The organism is Leisingera sp. CC-HEC093, from assembly GCF_059429195.1.
Window position 1 is genome coordinate 3866200 of sequence record NZ_JCAIJR010000001.1, and the last position, 16589, is coordinate 3882788.

Annotated in this window: 17 protein-coding genes; 6 read left to right on the forward strand and 11 right to left on the reverse strand. The window is 64.8% G+C overall.

All coding sequences use genetic code 11. The features are described from left to right. Window positions 1–70: 70 nt before the first annotated feature. The 5 genes from AC5STB_RS19030 to AC5STB_RS19050 form a co-directional block, all read right to left on the reverse strand. On the reverse strand, window positions 71–1285 hold the full coding sequence (locus tag AC5STB_RS19030; RefSeq protein ID WP_495444348.1) for an SPOR domain-containing protein: 1215 nt from the start codon (window positions 1283–1285) through the stop codon (window positions 71–73). Between the two features lie 117 nt (window positions 1286–1402). Next, a complete protein-coding gene (gene argS, locus AC5STB_RS19035; RefSeq protein ID WP_495444349.1) occupies window positions 1403–3148 on the reverse strand; it encodes an arginine--tRNA ligase in 1746 nt (581 codons plus the stop codon). A gap of 208 nt (window positions 3149–3356) precedes the next feature. Beyond that, window positions 3357–3656, reverse strand: a complete 300-nt coding sequence (locus AC5STB_RS19040) for a YciI family protein (protein ID WP_495444350.1) — start codon at window positions 3654–3656, stop codon at window positions 3357–3359. Window positions 3657–3801: 145 nt separating this feature from the next. Then, the gene (locus tag AC5STB_RS19045; RefSeq protein ID WP_495444351.1) at window positions 3802–4194 is read right to left on the reverse strand and encodes a GFA family protein; all 393 of its coding nucleotides are present in this window, start codon (window positions 4192–4194) and stop codon (window positions 3802–3804) included. 386 nt (window positions 4195–4580) lie between these two features. Continuing rightward, a complete protein-coding gene (locus tag AC5STB_RS19050) occupies window positions 4581–5732 on the reverse strand; it encodes a deoxyguanosinetriphosphate triphosphohydrolase (RefSeq protein WP_495444626.1) in 1152 nt (383 codons plus the stop codon). A gap of 102 nt (window positions 5733–5834) precedes the next feature. Here AC5STB_RS19050 and AC5STB_RS19055 point away from each other — a divergent pair, with 102 nt between their 5' ends. Further along, the gene (locus tag AC5STB_RS19055; protein ID WP_019296551.1) at window positions 5835–6158 is read left to right on the forward strand and encodes a HesB/IscA family protein; all 324 of its coding nucleotides are present in this window, start codon (window positions 5835–5837) and stop codon (window positions 6156–6158) included. A gap of 113 nt (window positions 6159–6271) precedes the next feature. On the opposite strand, the gene AC5STB_RS19060 is transcribed toward AC5STB_RS19055, so the two are convergent. The 3 genes from AC5STB_RS19060 to AC5STB_RS19070 all read right to left on the reverse strand — a co-directional run bounded on the left by AC5STB_RS19060 (window position 6272) and on the right by AC5STB_RS19070 (window position 9036). After that, a complete protein-coding gene (locus AC5STB_RS19060) occupies window positions 6272–7189 on the reverse strand; it encodes a DMT family transporter (RefSeq protein ID WP_495444352.1) in 918 nt (305 codons plus the stop codon). Then, window positions 7189–8250 (reverse strand): DUF6902 family protein, encoded by a 1062-nt coding sequence (locus tag AC5STB_RS19065; protein ID WP_495444353.1) that lies wholly within the window; start codon window positions 8248–8250, stop codon window positions 7189–7191. The genes AC5STB_RS19060 and AC5STB_RS19065 overlap by 1 nt, the downstream gene beginning before the upstream one ends. 96 nt (window positions 8251–8346) lie before the next feature. Continuing rightward, window positions 8347–9036: a hypothetical protein gene (locus AC5STB_RS19070; RefSeq protein WP_495444354.1), complete on the reverse strand. Its 690-nt coding sequence runs from the start codon at window positions 9034–9036 to the stop codon at window positions 8347–8349. A 275-nt stretch (window positions 9037–9311) separates the two neighbouring features. On the opposite strand from AC5STB_RS19070, the gene xth reads away from it, so the two are divergent. Next, complete coding sequence (gene xth, locus AC5STB_RS19075) at window positions 9312–10118, forward strand: exodeoxyribonuclease III (RefSeq protein WP_495444355.1); 807 nt, start codon at window positions 9312–9314, stop codon at window positions 10116–10118. Window positions 10119–10215: 97 nt separating this feature from the next. Here xth and AC5STB_RS19080 read toward each other — a convergent pair whose 3' ends face one another. Beyond that, window positions 10216–11382, reverse strand: coding sequence for an FAD-dependent monooxygenase (locus AC5STB_RS19080; RefSeq protein ID WP_495444356.1), 1167 nt, complete (start codon window positions 11380–11382; stop codon window positions 10216–10218). A gap of 103 nt (window positions 11383–11485) precedes the next feature. After that, on the reverse strand, window positions 11486–11908 hold the full coding sequence (gene dksA / locus AC5STB_RS19085) for an RNA polymerase-binding protein DksA (protein ID WP_222476260.1): 423 nt from the start codon (window positions 11906–11908) through the stop codon (window positions 11486–11488). Window positions 11909–12083: 175 nt separating this feature from the next. Here dksA and AC5STB_RS19090 point away from each other — a divergent pair, with 175 nt between their 5' ends. From AC5STB_RS19090 to AC5STB_RS19105, 4 genes are all read left to right on the forward strand, one after another. After that, window positions 12084–12923: an AAA family ATPase gene (locus AC5STB_RS19090; protein ID WP_495444357.1), complete on the forward strand. Its 840-nt coding sequence runs from the start codon at window positions 12084–12086 to the stop codon at window positions 12921–12923. A 181-nt stretch (window positions 12924–13104) separates the two neighbouring features. Next, a complete protein-coding gene (locus AC5STB_RS19095; protein ID WP_495444627.1) occupies window positions 13105–14466 on the forward strand; it encodes a DUF2927 domain-containing protein in 1362 nt (453 codons plus the stop codon). A 48-nt stretch (window positions 14467–14514) separates the two neighbouring features. Next, entirely contained in the window at window positions 14515–14682 is a 168-nt protein-coding gene (locus AC5STB_RS19100; protein ID WP_495444358.1) for a hypothetical protein, read from the forward strand. Window positions 14683–14701: 19 nt separating this feature from the next. After that, window positions 14702–15886 (forward strand): vWA domain-containing protein, encoded by a 1185-nt coding sequence (locus AC5STB_RS19105; RefSeq protein ID WP_495444359.1) that lies wholly within the window; start codon window positions 14702–14704, stop codon window positions 15884–15886. Window positions 15887–16089: 203 nt separating this feature from the next. Here the strand turns inward: AC5STB_RS19105 and AC5STB_RS19110 are convergent, their stop codons facing one another. Then, a complete protein-coding gene (locus tag AC5STB_RS19110) occupies window positions 16090–16458 on the reverse strand; it encodes a hypothetical protein (protein ID WP_495444360.1) in 369 nt (122 codons plus the stop codon). Between the last annotated feature and the right edge of the window lie 131 nt (window positions 16459–16589).

The window sequence follows — 16589 nt, forward strand, 5'->3', positions numbered from 1 at the left end:
CCGCCCCGTGGGGGGCGGGGCGGGCGCTGCCCGGCCTGCAGCCGGGCGGAAGATCGGATCGGCGGAAACCTTAGCGGGTGGTCACCGGAATGCAATCGGCATTGCCCGCCACCAGCGCCGAACAGAACCGGCGCGCGTCTGACAGCCCGTCAAAGCCCATTGCCCGCAGCCGGTAGAAGGTGCGGCCGCCGCTTTCGGCGCGCTGGATCACCCGCTGCTTGGCTTCCAGATAGTCCGGAAAACGGGCCTGGATACGGTTCCACTCGGCGCGCGCGACTTCCGGGCTTTCATAGGCCCCCAGCTGAGCAAGCCGGGTGCCCGCCGCCAGGGTTGCCGGATCCACATCCACGGTTGCGGTCCGTGCCGAAGGTGCGGCTGCGGCCGGAGCCGGGCTGAACCGTGCAGGCCGGGCCGAGGGCCGCAGCGAGACCTTGACGCCGGGCGCGTTGCGCAGCGCCGGAGACACGGCGGCCGCGGCCAGAGCCGGCTGCAGCGGTTCCGGCTGCACGATCGCAGGTGCCGCCGCTGAGGCAGGCACTGCGGCAGGCTGCGCCTCCGCCTCACGCGCGAGTTCCGCCACCAGCGCGTCAATATCGCCGTTCTGGAAGGAGGCTACTGCCTCATCGCTCACCGCAGTATCCGCACCCGGTGCCGCCGGGACGCCCGGCTCTGCCGGGGCGGCAGGCAGGGCTGCCGCCGGTGCCGCCTCAGCTGCCAGTTCCGGCAGCGGCTTGTCATCTTCAGTAAGTTCGATGGCAGGCGGCGCCAGGGTCAGCCGGTCGGCCGGCGCTTCGGCGCTGCCGCTGGCGGCCACGGCATTCACTGCCAGTCCTTGATGGTCCGCCTGCGTGCCGCCCGGGTTTTCCGGCTGTTCGCGCATCGGGCCTTCAGCGGCCTGCACCACCGGCACGCCGCTCACATCGCGCATCACCAGCTTGTAGCCCCAAAAGCCGACGCCTGCGACCAGTGCAACAGAGGCCACCGCGCCCAGCACGCTCAGCGCTTTGGAAAACCGCGCCCGCAGCCCGGCAGGGGCAACGGCATAAGCGGCATAGCCGTCGTCGCCATAGGGGTCTTCGCCGTAGCCCTGCCCGTCCGGCTGGTAGCCATAGGCCGGATCGGCGTAGCCATAGTCAGGCTCGGCGCCCGGTCCGGTATACTGCTGTCCTGAATAGGTCTGATCGGAGTACTGCTGCCCGTAGGGACCGCCAGTTGCGGTGTCCTGCTGCCGGCCACCGCCCTGTGTATAGGCGTGCCCTTGGCCCGCCTGCGCAAAATACGCCATTGTCCGCCTCACTGCCCAGGCGGCGGCACCGTCCGGCACCGCGCTCCCAGGTCTCTTGAACTGCCTCGGTCCGGCGGAATGCGCGATTTATACCGCAGGGGCACGCGCCCCCTTTGGTTATCGCATCTCTTCTGCCGGTTTCACGCCAAGAATACCAAGACCTGCGGAAATGACAACGGAAACGGCCCGTGCCAGCGCCAAATTTGCATGTGTTGCCGATTGGCTGCTTTCATTAACAAAACGTAAACTCTCGTTCGATTTGCCCAGGTGGTACAGCCCGTGCAGCTCAGAGGCGAGGTCGTAGAGGTAGAAGGCCACCCGGTGCGGCTCATGGGTGCGGGCTGCGATTTCCACCTGGCGCGGCCATTCGGCCAGCTTCTTGGCCACCGCCAGCTGCGCCGGATCAGCAATCAGGCTGAGGTCGGCAGCATTCAGGGCGGCATCGTCCGCGGCAATTCCCTGTTCCTCCGCCTTGCGCAGGGTCGAGCAGATCCGCGCGTTGGCGTATTGCACATAGAAAACCGGGTTGTCCTTGGACTGCTCCAGCGCCTTGTCGAGATCGAAGTCGAAGCCCTGGTCGTTCTTGCGCGTCAACAGCATGAACCGGGTCACGTCTGCGCCCACCGCATCGACCACATCCCGCAGGGTGACAAAGGTCCCTGCCCGCTTGGACATCTTGAATTCCTGGCCGTCCTTGAACAGCTTCACCAGCTGGCACAGCTTGATGTCCAGCGGCACCCTGCCATCGGACAGCGCCGACACCGCCGCCTTCATCCGCTTGACATAACCGCCATGGTCAGCGCCGAAAATGTCGATCAGCTCGTCAAAGCCGCGCTCCACCTTGTCGTAGTGATAGGCGATGTCCGGTGCGAAATAGGTCCAGGAGCCATCGGATTTCTTCACCGCCCGGTCGACGTCATCGCCATGGTCGGTGGATTTGAACAGGGTCTGCTCGCGCGGCTCCCAGTCATCGGGCTTCTTGCCCTTCGGCGGCTCCAGCACGCCCTGATAGATCAGCCCTTTGGATTCCAGCGATTCCAAGGCCGCCTCGATCTTACCGGTGCCATAAAGCGACTTCTCGGAATAGAACTTGTCCATCTGGATGCCGAGCTGGGCCAGATCTTCGCGGATCAGCGCCATCATCGCATCGGTGGAGAACGCGCGCACTTCGGCCAGCCAGACGTCCTCGCCTTTGCCGACATAGGCGTCGCCCACCTTGTCCTTCAGCGCCTGGCCAACTGGCTTCAGGTAATCGCCCGGATAGGTGCCGTCGGCAAAGGCCACCTCCTGCCCGTGCGCCTCCAGGTAGCGCAGGTAGACGGAGCGCGCCAGCACATCGACCTGCCCGCCGCCGTCATTGATGTAATATTCGCGGGTGACGTCATAGCCTGCATAGGCCAGCAGTGCCGCCAGCGCATCGCCGAACACCGCGCCGCGGGTGTGGCCCACGTGCAGCGGGCCGGTCGGGTTGGCAGAGACATATTCCACGTTCACGCGCTTGTTTGAACCCATGTCCGAGCGGCCGAAATCCGTGCCTGCGTCCAGGACCGATTTCAGAACCGCCTGCCAGATGCCCGGCGCCAGCCGCAGGTTCAGGAAGCCGGGACCAGCAACCTCAGCCGAAGTGACCCGCGCATCCGCCGCCAGCTTGGCCGCCAGCGCCTCGGCGATGTCGCGCGGCTTCATCTTTGCGGGCTTGGCCAGCACCATCGCCGCATTCGTCGCCATGTCGCCATGGGCGGCATCGCGCGGCGGCTCCACCGCCACATTGGCAAAATCGAGCCCCTCGGGCAGCGCGCCTTCACCGGTCATGGCGGTGAGGCTGTCAATCACTAGCGTGCGGATATCGGTAAAGAGGTTCATGTCTGGCGTCCCAACTGTTCAGCACTGCGGATACCGGGGGCCGCAGGAAGGGTCAACAGGATTGCAGGGGCAGCCCGGGACCTCAGGCGGGCGGCACCGGAAAATTCGAATTTTCCGGCCAGTTTTCTAACTGAAGAAAATTTCGCCGCTGCCGCGGCGCCGGCTTCGGGTCAGCGCCGGCGTGATTTGCGCAGCACTCCGGGCGCGGTCATGACAGCATGCCCTGAACGGCTGAGGCCGTGCCCCATTCGGTGATCTTGTAGGTCCGCAAGCCCGCCACGTAATAGGGGTCCTGCAGGATCAGCCGCTCCACATCCTGGCGGGTCTCTGCCTCCACGTTCCAGATCGCGCCGGGAAAGTCCTGCATCGGCCGCATCGCCAGCGCGCCGCCGATCTGCAGCTCAGGGCGCGAACGCACAAAGGCGATATGCGCCTCGCGCCGCTTCTTGTCGCTGCGCACCCGGTCCATGCCGGGCGTGTCCGTGAATGTGACGGTCCAGCGTGCCATGGCTTTCCCCTCGTTATGCCTCTCCTCCGCGATACCGCCGATGCCCCGCAGCATCATAGGGCCAGATCATAACACGGCTTACGGCCAATTTGGGAAATCACGCGGCACGCAAGGCGGGCAACCCGCCCACCCTGCGCTGCCATGCTTAGGCCGGATGCCCCTGTGATTGCTTTGCTCCGTCGCAGATTTCATACCAGCCGGGCTTCTCACCCACGAACTCATGAAAGCTGTTCGCCGCCTCCAGCCCCCCGTCCAGCGCATTTGCAGCAATGGGAAAGGTCTCTTCCTCTGACAGGATCTCCCCCAGGGAGCTGCCGCAGATCCGGCAGAAACAGCGGCCGTACTTATAGGGCGGCGCGGGCTGGTACAGCGCCACCTCCTCCTTGCCGGCAATCCAGCGCAAGTCGGCCTTCTTCACAAAGACAATGGTGCTGGCACCGGCTTTGCGGCAGCGGGAGCAATGGCAGGTGCCCATCAGCCCAGGCTGCGCCAGCAGTTCAAACTTCACCGCGCCGCAGCAGCAGCTTCCCTCAATCATTCCGGCACTCCTTCTGTTTTATAGAATCCTCCGGAACATTAAGTGAACATTCATCGTCAGACAAGCCGCCGCACGCCGTTGCGCCAAAGCCCGCAGCAGCGCACGCCCCGCTTTCCAGGCCTTAACCGGAATATGCGACAGTCACCCCTGCTGCAGCACATGGCGCGGGTCTGGCACCCCGCGCGAACAGGAGACCAGGACCCCCAAGACCACCTCCGCAAAAGGTGCAGAGGCGTCTGACTGATGAAGCTTTTGACCGGACCCGGGGCGCGCTGGCGTTCCGGCCCTGCCCTCCGCCCCCGTTGGCGGCGCCGCCATCCTTACCCGGCCACCCCGAAAGGCACGCAAACAATAATACAGCAAAAGACGGCAGCAGCCGGAAGCCCTCAGACCTCGACCTTCACCCCGATCAGCCGCTCATGCAGCTGCAGGGCAAAGCGGTCGGTCATGCCCGCGATATAATCCGACACGATCCGCGCCAGCGCGGTGCGGTCCTGTGCGGCCGCAATCGCGGCGTGCCAGCGCTCCGGCATGTCCTGCGGGTTGTCCAGGAAATAGGGAAACAGCGCCTCCACCACCTTGGCGACCGTGGCGCGCTTCTCCATCACCGAGGGCGCGCGGTACATGCGGGTGAACAGGAAGGCGCGGATTTCCTTGAGGCCAAGCCAGATCTCCGGCGAGAACTGAACCACCGGATGATCCAGCGCCCGCACCTCTTCGACACTTTGCACGCCGGTTTCTGCCAGCAGGCTTCGGGCGGTGGCGATCACATCCCCCACCATCACCCCGAAAAAGCGGCGCAGCGCCTCATGCCGGCGGCGGTTCGGGTCCAGTCCCGGATACAGCCGGTCCACCTCGCCATAGGCCTGATCCAAGAGCGGCAGCCGCGCCAGGTCATCGTCGCTGAACAGCCCGGCCCGCAGCGCATCATGCAGATCGTGGTTGTTATAAGCGATGTCATCCGACAGCGCCGCCACCTGCGCCTCGGCGCTGGCGTGGGTGTGCAACTCCAGGTCGATAGCGGCATTGCACTCCGCCAGCGCCCAGGGCAGCTCCCCCACCACCGGGCCGTTGTGTTTGGCAATGGCTTCAAGGGTTTCCCAGGTCAGGTTCAAGCCATCGAACTCGGCGTAGTGGCGCTCCAGGCAGGTCACGATACGGATCGCCTGGGCATTGTGGTCAAAACCGCCATAGGGCGCCATTAGCGCATGCAGCGCGTCCTCGCCGGTGTGGCCGAACGGCGTATGGCCCAGATCATGCGCCAGCGCCACCGCCTCGGTCAGCTCTTGGTTCAGCCCCAACGCTCCGGCGATCGTCCGCCCCACCTGCCCGACTTCGATCGAATGGGTCAGCCGGGTGCGGTAATTGTCGCCCTCATGCTCCACAAAAACTTGCGTCTTGTGCTTCAGCCGCCGGAAGGCACTGGCGTGGATGATCCGGTCGCGGTCGCGCTGATAAGGCGAGCGGAAGGAGCTTTCCTCCTCCGGCACCTGCCGCCCGCGGCTGCGGTCCGGCATCGTGGCATAAGGTGCGTGCAATTCAAATCTTTTGACCAAAGCTGTGGCTCCACATCTTGCCGCGTGAATTGCACCTTTCTATATAAAGCTTTGCACTGCAACCTACGCCCGTGGAGAAACCTGATGAACCTGCCCCCGAAAGTCACCGACCGCGCCTTTGCCCGGCTGGCCGAGATCGGCGCTGCAGACCAGGGCCAGGCGCTGCGGGTCGCGGTGGAAGGCGGCGGCTGCTCCGGTTTCCAGTATGAGATCGCGCTGGACGAGGCCAAGGACGATGACCTGGTGCTCGAAGGCCAGGGCGAGAAAGTGGTGGTCGACAGCGTCTCCCTGCCCTTCCTGGAAAATGCAGTGATCGATTTCACCGAAGAGCTGATCGGCGCGCGGTTCACTATTGAGAACCCCAACGCCACTTCCAGTTGCGGCTGCGGCACATCGTTCTCCATGTGATCCCGCCGTCTGTCCAGTAAACACTACGGCCCGGAATCCAGATGCAATCCAGGCCACAGTATTCGTGTCTTTCCTCCCCCACTTGCGGGGCGAGCCGGATCAGGCTTCAGGCGTTACGGGTCGGCCCTCAGCCGCCCGCCATTGCGCAGCCGCGGCATCGCCGGGGCAAACTGGTCCCAGACCAGATAGAGGCCAGAAGCAATCACGATGGCGCCACCCAGATAGGTGGAGGCTGACGGGAACTCCCCGAAAAACACCGCGCCAATGACCGCCATCCAGATGAACTGCAGGTTCATCAGCGGCGTCACCGCATAGGCCGCCAGCATCCGCAGCGCCACCACCAAGAGCCAGCGCGCCCCGAACAGCAGGAACGCATAGGCCGCGGCCCAGGCCACATCCGCCAGCGGCATCGGCAGCCAGACAAAGGGCAGCACCAGCAGCATAGCCGCGCACAGGGTCAGGTTCGGATAAAGCACCTGCGCCAGCGCGTTGCTTTCATAACGGCCGATAAACCGCGCCATGGTCATGGAAAACGTGCCCGAGACGACCGCACCAAAGGCGATGGCATGGCCCCAGCCCGTATGCGCTGCCCCGTCGTTGTGGGGCAGCAGGAACAGAACGCCTGCAAACCCCGCAGCCAGCGCAATCCAAGCCGCCGGGCGCACCGGCTCCTTCAGCACCAGACCGGACATCGCGCCTGCCAGCAGCGGCATCAGCCCGATGAAGACAAACACCTCTGCAAAGGGCAATAGGCGGAAAGCGTAGAAGAAACAGACCGCAGCAATCAGCGTCGCCACCGAACGCAGCGCCATCGCCCGCGGGCAACTGGTGCGAAAGCCGCCGCGCTGCCCCGGCAGCCGGTCGGCCAGCAGGCAAAAGCCCGCCACCATCGCCCCTGACAGCGCATAAAGCTGCGCAGCAGCGTACTGGCCCGCCAGCAATTTCGTGATCCCGTCAGCAGACGCAATCAACCCGGTGTAGGCCACCACCAGCAGCGCCCCGCCCAGAGCCTGGCTGCGCGAGACCGCCATCACCCTGCTCCCGCACTGCCCGCGCGGGCAAAGCCCTCGAAGAAACCATCAAATCCGGCGCAGCTTCGCTCTGCCGCGGTGAGCAGCCCGGCCTCGTCCTCATTCAGCATGGTTTCAGCTTGCGCCTTGACCGCGCTCCAGCTTGCGCGGGCCGCACCGGCGTCGAAAACGGCTTCCGAAAGGCTTTTCAAGATACTCCCTCCCTGTTCAGCCGACACATGCACGCCCCCTGCGGGAACCGCCTGACGGAAGGACTTTCGCCCGGACAGGGTCATGAGCCAGCTGGTAACAAAATACTCGTGATAAGCATCGTGAAGTCCAGAAAATTCTCGCTCTGATAGAGTAAAGGCGGAAACCTGCCTGTCAAGCCAGCCCTCCCAGGCGGCAGGCGGCTGCTGCCCCGAATAGCGCAGCGCAATGCAGATCTCAGCCAGAAGATCGGCGTTCTGGTCGAGCAAGGCCACAAGGCCCGCGAACTCCAGACTGGTCAGTGCGGCTTGCGGCAGCAGCGGGTCGCGGCGGCCGTATTCTGACAAGTAAAAGACGATGTGGGTCAGCTCGTATGCCGCTTTTTTGTTTGGAATGGCAAAGGTTTGCGGGCGGCTGACAAAAGCCCGCAGCCGGTCGTCCAGCCCGTCATCTCGCAGGTGCTCGCCGCGCCGCGCCAGTAGGCGGCGGGCTTCGGCGCGCTGCAGGTCCGATAGTTCTGCCTGCGCCAGACCCTGGGCCTGGACCCAGGCCGCCAGCTGCGTTGCGCGCCCCCCGGGCAGACCCAAATCCTCCAGATCCAGGCAAATCGACAGAATGAAACGGTAATACTGGCGGAAAAAACTGATATGCCGCGCCGCGCCGTCATAGAACCCCTGCAAGGGCATCAGGGCGTCAGGGGCAACTTCGGCTCCGGTGCACTCCAGAATGTTCAACAACTCGGCGTTTTCCTTGAGCCAGAACACGTCTTCCCGGCTGCGCCGGTGCAGGGCGAAACTGCTGATCAGCGCTGCATGCGCAGCCGCCCGGGACTGGCGGGCGGCGGGCGGGGAAAACGGGATGACCTGGGCCATGGGAACCTCCTGCGGATGGATGCGGCGCGGCTGCGGCGGCCCCGCTTGGGAGCCGCCCGGGTTCCGGGGCCGGGAGGGAAGCCGGCCCCGTGAAGATCAGCTGCCCGAGGAGAACAACCGGGTTGCATCGCCCGCGCTGGTGCGTGCCTCCGCCGCCGGAGCCGAGCCGGAAGAGAACATTTCCGTGCCCTCGCCTGCCCGGGTTCCGGCCTGTGCCGCAGGGGCGGAGCCGGAAGAGTACAGTTCCGTCAGGTTGCCAGCTGCGGTTTCTCCGCCCGCCGCCGGAGCCGAGCCGGAAGAAAACATCTCTGTCAAATCTCCGCCCGCAACTTTAGATTGAGCTGCCGGCGCGGAGCCGGAGGAAAACATCTGCACCAGATCCCCCTCGGCGGCCTCTGCCCGGGACGCCGGGGCGGAGCCGGATGAGAACATCTCCACCAACTCGCCGGCGGCGGTTTCGCTGCGGGCTGCGGGGGCCGATCCGCTGGAGAACAGGCCGGTTTCGCCGCCCGCCCAGCTGTCCGCCATCTGCGGCATAGAGCCCGAGGAAAACAGCGAAACGCCCTCACCTGCGGACATATCGGCAGTGCATTCAGGTGCCGAGCCGGACGAGAACATTTCCGTCGCCGCACCGCAGAACAAGCTGGCGTCTGCCGCCGGCCGGATTGAGCGGGTGGTCTGGAATTTACGCTGAGCAGTCATTTTGGAACCCCATTCGTTAGAGACAAAAGGCTCCTTGACGCTGGCACGGCCTTCGCGCAGCGCAAACAAAAAATGCAATTTCACATTGTATTTTCTAATTCAGATTACTTTAACTTCAAGCCGCTGTTTTTTGCGGACTTTCAATTTATTTAACTTGCCCACAGGTTATCCACCGCGTTATTCACACGTATATTATTGCAAAATATAGAAACTCAACCTGGGGTTTATTTTTCATCTGTGCAAAACGGCAATCTCCGCCATACAGCAAATGATTCGCACGCCGCGCATCAGGCTTGCCCCGGAGCGCTGATTCAGCGATAGGTCGGCGGGAATAAAGAAATCTGCGCCGGAGGCAAGCCATGAAAATCGCCACATTTAATATCAATGGCATTAAGGCCCGGGCGCAAGCGCTGCCGGACTGGCTGGATGAGGCGCAGCCGGATGTGGTGCTGCTGCAGGAAATCAAGTCGGTGGACGAGGCATTTCCGCGCGAACTGCTCGAGGAGCGCGGCTATAACGTCGAAACCCACGGGCAGAAAAGCTTCAACGGCGTGGCGATCCTGTCGAAATTGCCGCTGGAGGATGTGCGCCGCGGCCTGCCCGGCGACGACAGCGACGAGCAGGCGCGCTGGATCGAGGCCACGGTGACGGGCAAGCAGGCAATCCGGATCTGCGGCCTTTACCTGCCGAACGGCAACCCGGTGGAGCTGGAGGCGGACGGCAGTCCGGTGGCGGGCGGAAAATACGCCTACAAGCTGGCCTGGATGGAGCGGCTGAAGACCCGTGCCGAGGCGCTGCTTGCCGAGGAGATGCCCGCGCTGATGGCGGGCGATTACAACATCATTCCGCAGGCAGAGGATGCCAAACGGCCAGAGGCCTGGGTGGAGGACGCGCTGCACCGCCCCGAAAGCCGCGCAGCGTTTCAGCGGATCGTCAACCTGGGCTTCACCGAAGCCTTCCGGGCACGGCACCAGGGGCCGGGGCATTATTCCTTCTGGGATTACCAGGCCGGCGCCTGGAACCGGGACGACGGCATCCGCATCGACCATTTCCTGCTGACGCCGCAGGCCGCAGACCTGCTGCGGGACTGCCAGATCGACAAAGACGTTCGCGGGCGCGAGAAGCCGTCCGACCACGTGCCGGTCTGGGTCGACCTGGACATCTGAGCGCCGCCCGCGCCGCGCCTTTGCGCGGCGCCCGGCCCAACCTGTGCCGGATCATCTGCGATGAGCCGGTAAAGGGCGGGAGCCTCTCCTGACCGCTTCAGGCGGTGACGTCGTGGCGGTAGATCCAGTCAAACTGGCTGACCATCTTCTGTGGCGCAAAGCGGCCGCCCAGTTTCAGCACCTGATGCGCCGGCCAGCTGAGCGGCGCGCGTAAATGGTATTTCCAGGCGTTGCTGCCAGCCGCCTGCACAACTTTCTCCGCCCGGTCGCGGCGGCGCGACTGGTACAGCGCCAGACCAGCCTTCAGCCCCGTGGCTTCCTGCAGGGAGCGGGCCAGCACCCAGGCATCCTCCAGCGCCAGATTGGCGCCCTGTGCCATGAACGGCAGCGTCGGATGCGCCGCATCCCCCAGGATCGCGGCATTCTCGCCATGCCAGCTGGCGGCCACAGGATGGCGGAACAGCCCCCACAGCAGCACCTCCTCTACCGCTTCCAGCAGCGCGGCGGCGGTGCCGCCGAAACCTGAAAAGGCCGCGCGCAGGTTGGCCGGGTCGTCGTTGAAATTCCAGCCCTCGTCAGCCCAGGCGCGGCGCTCTTGCACTGCGACCAGATTCATCAGGCTGCCGTCGCGCAAGGGATAGGCCACCAGATGCCGCCCCGGCCCCATGAAGACCTGCGCCTCCGGCGGCAGGTTCAGATGGTTCGGCACCGTGGCGCGCCAGGCCACCTGGCCGGTGAAGGAGGGTTTGCGTTCGCCGTTCAGAGCCGCCCGGGTTTTCGAATGCAGCCCGTCGGCGCCCACCACCAGGTCGCCGGCGCAGTGGGCGCCGTTACTGAGGTGAACAAGGGGCTGCGGGCCGGGCTCGACCCGTTCTGCCTTTTGCAGCAGCCGCACCTGCACGCCGTCGCGCCGGGCGGCGCCAGCCAGAATGCCGATGAGGTCGGAGCGGTGCACAAAGTAATAGGGCAGCCCGGCGGCGTATTCATCCAGATCCAGCCGCAGCACCTGATTGCCGCGCCGGTGGCCGCGCAGCACCACCGCGCGGGCGCGTTGCGAGCACCAGGCCAGGTCATCGGCCAGCCCCAGCGTCTTCAGCACCGCCACGCCATTGGGGGTGATCTGCAGCCCGGCGCCGACCTCAGAGATCGCCTCTGCCTGTTCCAGCACGGTGACAGAGGCACCAAAACGGCGCAGCGCCAGCGCCGCGGCAAGGCCGCCGATCCCGGCGCCGATGACGTTTATTTTCAGGCCTTTGAGTTCCATGGGCTCCTGCAGATTCTCCGCCCGCCCCCAATGAAACAAAAAACGCCGGAGCAAAAGGCCCCGGCGTCATTGTTTTGTGCGTTCTGGCCGCTAATATCAGCGGTTAATCGTCGCGGTGGACTTTCTCGCGGCGCTCGTGGCGTTCCTGCGCTTCCAGGCTCATGGTCGCGATCGGACGCGCATCAAGGCGCTTCAGCGAGATCGGATCGCCGGTCACTTCGCAATAGCCGTATTCGCCCTCGTCGATGCGGCGCAGCGCCGAGTCGATCTTGGCGACCAGCTTGCGCTGGCGGTCGCGCGTGCGCAGTTCCAGCGCGCGGTCGGTCTCTTCGCTGGCACGGTCGGCGACATCCGGAATATTGCGGGTGCTGTCTTGCAGCCCCTCAATGGTGTCGCGGCTGTCCGCCAGCAATTCCTGCTTCCATTCCAATAGTTTGCGTCGGAAATACTCAAGCTGCCGTTCGTTCATGAACGGCTCATCTTCGGCCGGTCGGTAGTCGTCCGGCAGAAACACTTCTTGCTTCATTTCGGCTCCTTCGGTCTGGCCCATAATGCTGGTCATAATTTGCACCTGAACATTTTGGCTCCCCCTCTTCCGCAGCGTTTATCCCTATCGGCAGGGAATGTCACTACACAATAGTGGCGTGGTTTGGTTAAAAGCGTGGTAACAAGGCGGCAACCACGGCTGATACGGGAAAGATATGCGATTTCAGGGCACTAAGGAATATGTTGCAACGGACGATCTGAAGGTTGCGGTGAACGCCGCGGTCACATTGGAGCGTCCGCTGCTGGTCAAGGGAGAGCCCGGCACCGGCAAGACAGAGCTGGCCAAGCAGGTCGCCAGCGCGCTGGGGCTGAGGATGATCGAGTGGAACGTGAAATCCACCACCCGCGCCCAGCAGGGTCTGTATGAATACGACGCGGTCAGCCGCCTGCGCGACAGCCAGCTGGGCGAAGAGCGCGTGCACGACGTGAAGAACTACATCAGGAAAGGCAAGCTGTGGGAGGCGTTCGAGGCGGACGAGAAGGTCGTGCTGCTGATCGACGAGATCGACAAGGCCGACATCGAGTTCCCCAACGACCTGTTGCAGGAGCTCGACAAGATGGAGTTCCACGTCTACGAGACCGGCGAGACCATCAAGGCGAAGCACCGCCCGGTGATGATCATCACCTCCAACAACGAAAAGGAGCTGCCGGACGCGTTTCTGCGCCGCTGCTTCTTCCACTACATCCGCTTCCCCGATGCGGACACCATGAGAAAGATCGTCGAGGTGCACCACCCCGGCATCAAGGAAGCGCTGCTGACCGCCGCGCTGACCCAGTTCTACGAGATCCGCGAGACGCAAGGTTTGAAGAAAAAGCCGTCCACCTCCGAGGTGATCGACTGGCTGAAACTGCTGCTGGCCGAGGACCTGAGCCCGGAGGATCTGGCCCGCGACGGCGCCAATGCCCTGCCCAAGCTGCACGGGGCGCTTTTGAAGAACGAGCAGGATGTGCATTTGTTCGAACGCCTCGCCTTTATGGCGCGCGGACGGCGCTGACAGCACAGTGGCGGGCGCAATTGCGCCCGCCTGCCTGTTTCGCTTCAAATCGCTTTTGCGATCCCCTATCAGTGGAAGGCAGAGCCAGGCTGCAACAGCCCGGCCTGCAGGAGACACCCGAGTGCCCGCTGACCCAGCTTTGCAAGCCACCAAGCCCCCCCGCCAAGGCGGGCGGCGGCGGCTGACCGGGATTGCAGCGGCGCTGACGGCGCTGGCGCTGGCCGCCTGCGCGGCCCCTTCTGCGCGGGTCGAGGCACCGACACGGGCCGCTGCCGCACCGCTGGCGCTGCCGCCGGTCAAGGTGTTCACGCCGCGCCCCGCGCTGGCGCCGCAGCGCTCCAATGCCGAGATAGCCCGCGATTTCCTGGACTTGCATTTCCAGCTCGAAGGCGGCAGCACCCTGCCCCATTTCACCCGTTTTGAAGCCCCGGTCACCCTGCGCGTCACCGGCACGCCCGCGCCCGGGTTCAACCGCGACCTGAACGCGCTGCTGGCGCGGCTGCGCAACGAGGCCGGGATTTCCATCCGCCGGATTTCCGGCGCCGATGCCGGCATCACCATCCAATCCGTTTCCCGCGCCGAGATCCGCCGGGCGCTGCCCAAGGCGGCCTGTTTTGTGGTGCCCAATGTTTCGTCTCTGGCGGAATACCGGCGCAACCGGCGCAGCCCGCGCACCAACTGGACGCTGCTGCGCAGCCGCGAAAAACTGGCCGTGTTCGTCCCCAATGACGTCAGCCCGCAGGAGGTGCGCGACTGCCTGCACGAGGAGCTGGCGCAGGCGATCGGGCCGCTCAATGATCTGTACCGGCTGCCGGATTCGATTTTCAACGACGACAACGCCCATTCGGTGCTGACCGGCTTTGACATGCTGATCCTGCGCGCCACGTATGCGCCGGAGCTGCGCACCGGCATGACCCGGGCCGAGACCGCCGCCCGCCTGCCCGCCATCCTGGCGCGGCTGAATCCGGGCGGTGCCCGCAACGCCGCGCAATGGCTGCCGGAAACCCCGCAGGACTGGGCCGCCGCCTATGAACAGGCGCTGGGGCCGAAATCGGCGCTGCGGGACCGGCTGCGCGCGGCCAACAAGGCGGCGGCGATCGCTGGCAGCCAGGGCTGGACCGATCACCGCCGGGCCCAGAGCCATTATACCCTGGGGCGGCTGCTGAGCATCCGGGAGCCGGAGCTGGCCCTGCAGCATTTCCTGACCGCGCTGCGCTTTTTGCAGCAGCAGCCCGGCACCGGCATCCACCGGGCCAAGCTGGCGGTGCAGCTGGCGGCCTATGACATCTCTGCCGGCAACGGCGCCGCCGCCCTGGCGCGGCTGAAACCGGCGGCTGCCGCCGCTGCGGACCATGAAAACGCGGCCCTGTTGTCGACCCTGCTGATGCTGCAGGCCGAAGCGCTGGCGCTGGAGGGCCGCGAGACAGAGGCGCGCCGGGTCAGGCTGGACAGCCTGGGATGGGCGCGTTACGGGTTTGGCCCGGATTGGGTGGTGGAGGCCCGGCTGGAAGAAGTGGCGGCGCTGCGCCCTTCCGGCTCCTGACAAGGCCCGCGCCCGGCCGATCCTGAAAGACAACAGACGGATAGAACCATGATCGTAATCTTCGCCGTGCTGCTGGGCGGCCTGATCGGCGCCTTGAAGGCCCGCAAACGTGGCGGCAACACCCTGGACATGCTGCAATACGGGGCTGTCTATGCCATCATCTTTGGTATTCTTGGCCTGCTGGCAACCATGCTGACCCACCGGGTGCTGGCGTAACAGCAGACAGAGGCCCGCGATGTTCCAGCCCTTTTTTGAAAACCTGCGCAAGGCGTCCATTCCGGTCAGCTTGCGCGAGTACCTGACCTTTCTTGAGGGGATGAAGGCCGGGCTGGCGACCTATGACATCGAGGCTTTCTATTTCCTCGCCCGCGCGGCGATGGTGAAGGATGAGCGCAACATCGACAAGTTCGACCGCGCCTTTGCCGCCACCTTTGAGGGGCTGGAGGCGATCCCGGCAGAGGCCGTGATGGAGGCGGTGGACATCCCGGAAGAGTGGCTGCGCAAGATGGCGGAGAAGCACCTCAGCCCGGAGGAAAAGGCCGAGATCGAGGCGCTTGGCGGTTTCGACAAGCTGATGGAGACGCTGAAGGAGCGGCTGAAGGAACAACAGGGCCGCCACCAGGGCGGCAACAAGTGGATCGGCACCGCGGGCACCTCGCCCTTTGGCGCCTATGGCTACAACCCGGAGGGCGTGCGCATCGGCCAGGACAAGAGCCGCCACCAGCGCGCGGTCAAGGTCTGGGACAAGCGCGAGTTCAAGAACCTCGACGGCGAGGTCGAGCTGGGCACCCGCAACATCAAGGTGGCGCTGAAACGCCTGCGCCGCTGGGTGCGCGAGGGCGCGCAGGAGGAGCTGGACCTGGACGGCACCATCCGCTCCACTGCTGAGCACGGCTATCTGGATGTGAAGACCCGCCCCGAACGCCACAATGCGGTGAAGGTCTTGCTGTTTCTCGACGTCGGCGGCTCGATGGATCCGCATATCCAGGTGGTGGAGGAGCTGTTCTCTGCCGCCCGCGCCGAGTTCAAGCATCTGGAATACTACTACTTCCACAATTGCCTGTATGAGGGCGTGTGGCGCGACAACCGGCGGCGCTGGAACGAGAAGACCCCGACTCATGAGGTGCTGCGCACCTATGGGCCGGATTATAAATGCGTCTTCGTGGGCGATGCCTCGATGTCGCCTTATGAGATCGCCTATCCCGGCGGTGCCAACGAGCACTGGAATGAGGAAGCGGGCCAGGTCTGGCTGCAGCGCGCACGGGAATCCTGGGCGTCGAACCTCTGGATCAACCCGGTGCCGGAGAAATACTGGGACTACACCCATTCGATCGGCATGATCCGCGAGATTTTCGAGAACCGGATGGTGCCGATGACACTGGACGGGCTGGAGCGCGGCATGCGGGAGCTGAGCCGCTAGGCCCCACTTCCTCTGACGGCGCAGCGCTCCCGTGCCTGCAGTTGCAGCGGCTGGCGCCGCCCCCCCCTTGGCAGCCTTGGGCACGGCATCCTGCCCTTCGGGCAGGATGTGCGCCGGAGCCTCTGCTCCGGCGCCCGGCCCAACCGGCCGGCTTGCATTACCTATGCAGGCCATGCGGGCGGGAGTGCTCTGCTTGCGGATCCTCAGCCGCCCCACAGCCCCCAGGCGCCCAGAGCTGCCACAGGCACGAACAGCCAGCCCTGCGGCAGCAGACGGTAGCCTGCCTGGCGCAGCAGCGGCAGCAGCAGACCAACCAGCGCCGCCACCGCCGCCATGGCAGTTCCTGCGAGCGCCATCCCGTCCGCACCGCGGGCACCGAGAAACAGGAACAGGGCCATCAGCCCGAGAAAGCCGGTGATCATATGCCAGCACAACAGCATGGTTTCGCGCGCTGCGTCCGGCAGCTGCCGGTCCTGCGCCAGCGGCCGGGCGCACTCGCGGCCGCCCGCAAAGGCATGCACCAGCATCCACAGGGCGGCCAGCGTTGCGGCGGCAAGAAAACTCCATTGCATCTCAAATCTCCTCGAAAAATCAGCCGCTGCGGCCGCGCCGTAGCGGCAAGGGAAATACACGCGGCCAGTCAGACCACGGCGGCGGCGGCAGTGCCATTGGCAATTCTGCCGCAGACCCGGGCAATGACCCG

Coding starts and splice junctions, on each gene's coding strand:
- AC5STB_RS19030 (WP_495444348.1), bottom strand. CDS start 1,285: ATGGCGTATTTTGCGCAGGCGGGCCAAGGGCACGCCTATACACAGGGC.
- argS (WP_495444349.1), bottom strand. CDS start 3,148: ATGAACCTCTTTACCGATATCCGCACGCTAGTGATTGACAGCCTCACC.
- AC5STB_RS19040 (WP_495444350.1), bottom strand. CDS start 3,656: ATGGCACGCTGGACCGTCACATTCACGGACACGCCCGGCATGGACCGG.
- AC5STB_RS19045 (WP_495444351.1), bottom strand. CDS start 4,194: ATGATTGAGGGAAGCTGCTGCTGCGGCGCGGTGAAGTTTGAACTGCTG.
- AC5STB_RS19055 (WP_019296551.1), top strand. CDS start 5,835: ATGAACCTGCCCCCGAAAGTCACCGACCGCGCCTTTGCCCGGCTGGCC.
- AC5STB_RS19060 (WP_495444352.1), bottom strand. CDS start 7,189: ATGGCGGTCTCGCGCAGCCAGGCTCTGGGCGGGGCGCTGCTGGTGGTG.
- AC5STB_RS19065 (WP_495444353.1), bottom strand. CDS start 8,250: ATGGCCCAGGTCATCCCGTTTTCCCCGCCCGCCGCCCGCCAGTCCCGG.
- xth (WP_495444355.1), top strand. CDS start 9,312: ATGAAAATCGCCACATTTAATATCAATGGCATTAAGGCCCGGGCGCAA.
- AC5STB_RS19080 (WP_495444356.1), bottom strand. CDS start 11,382: ATGGAACTCAAAGGCCTGAAAATAAACGTCATCGGCGCCGGGATCGGC.
- dksA (WP_222476260.1), bottom strand. CDS start 11,908: ATGAAGCAAGAAGTGTTTCTGCCGGACGACTACCGACCGGCCGAAGAT.
- AC5STB_RS19090 (WP_495444357.1), top strand. CDS start 12,084: ATGCGATTTCAGGGCACTAAGGAATATGTTGCAACGGACGATCTGAAG.
- AC5STB_RS19100 (WP_495444358.1), top strand. CDS start 14,515: ATGATCGTAATCTTCGCCGTGCTGCTGGGCGGCCTGATCGGCGCCTTG.
- AC5STB_RS19105 (WP_495444359.1), top strand. CDS start 14,702: ATGTTCCAGCCCTTTTTTGAAAACCTGCGCAAGGCGTCCATTCCGGTC.
- AC5STB_RS19110 (WP_495444360.1), bottom strand. CDS start 16,458: ATGCAATGGAGTTTTCTTGCCGCCGCAACGCTGGCCGCCCTGTGGATG.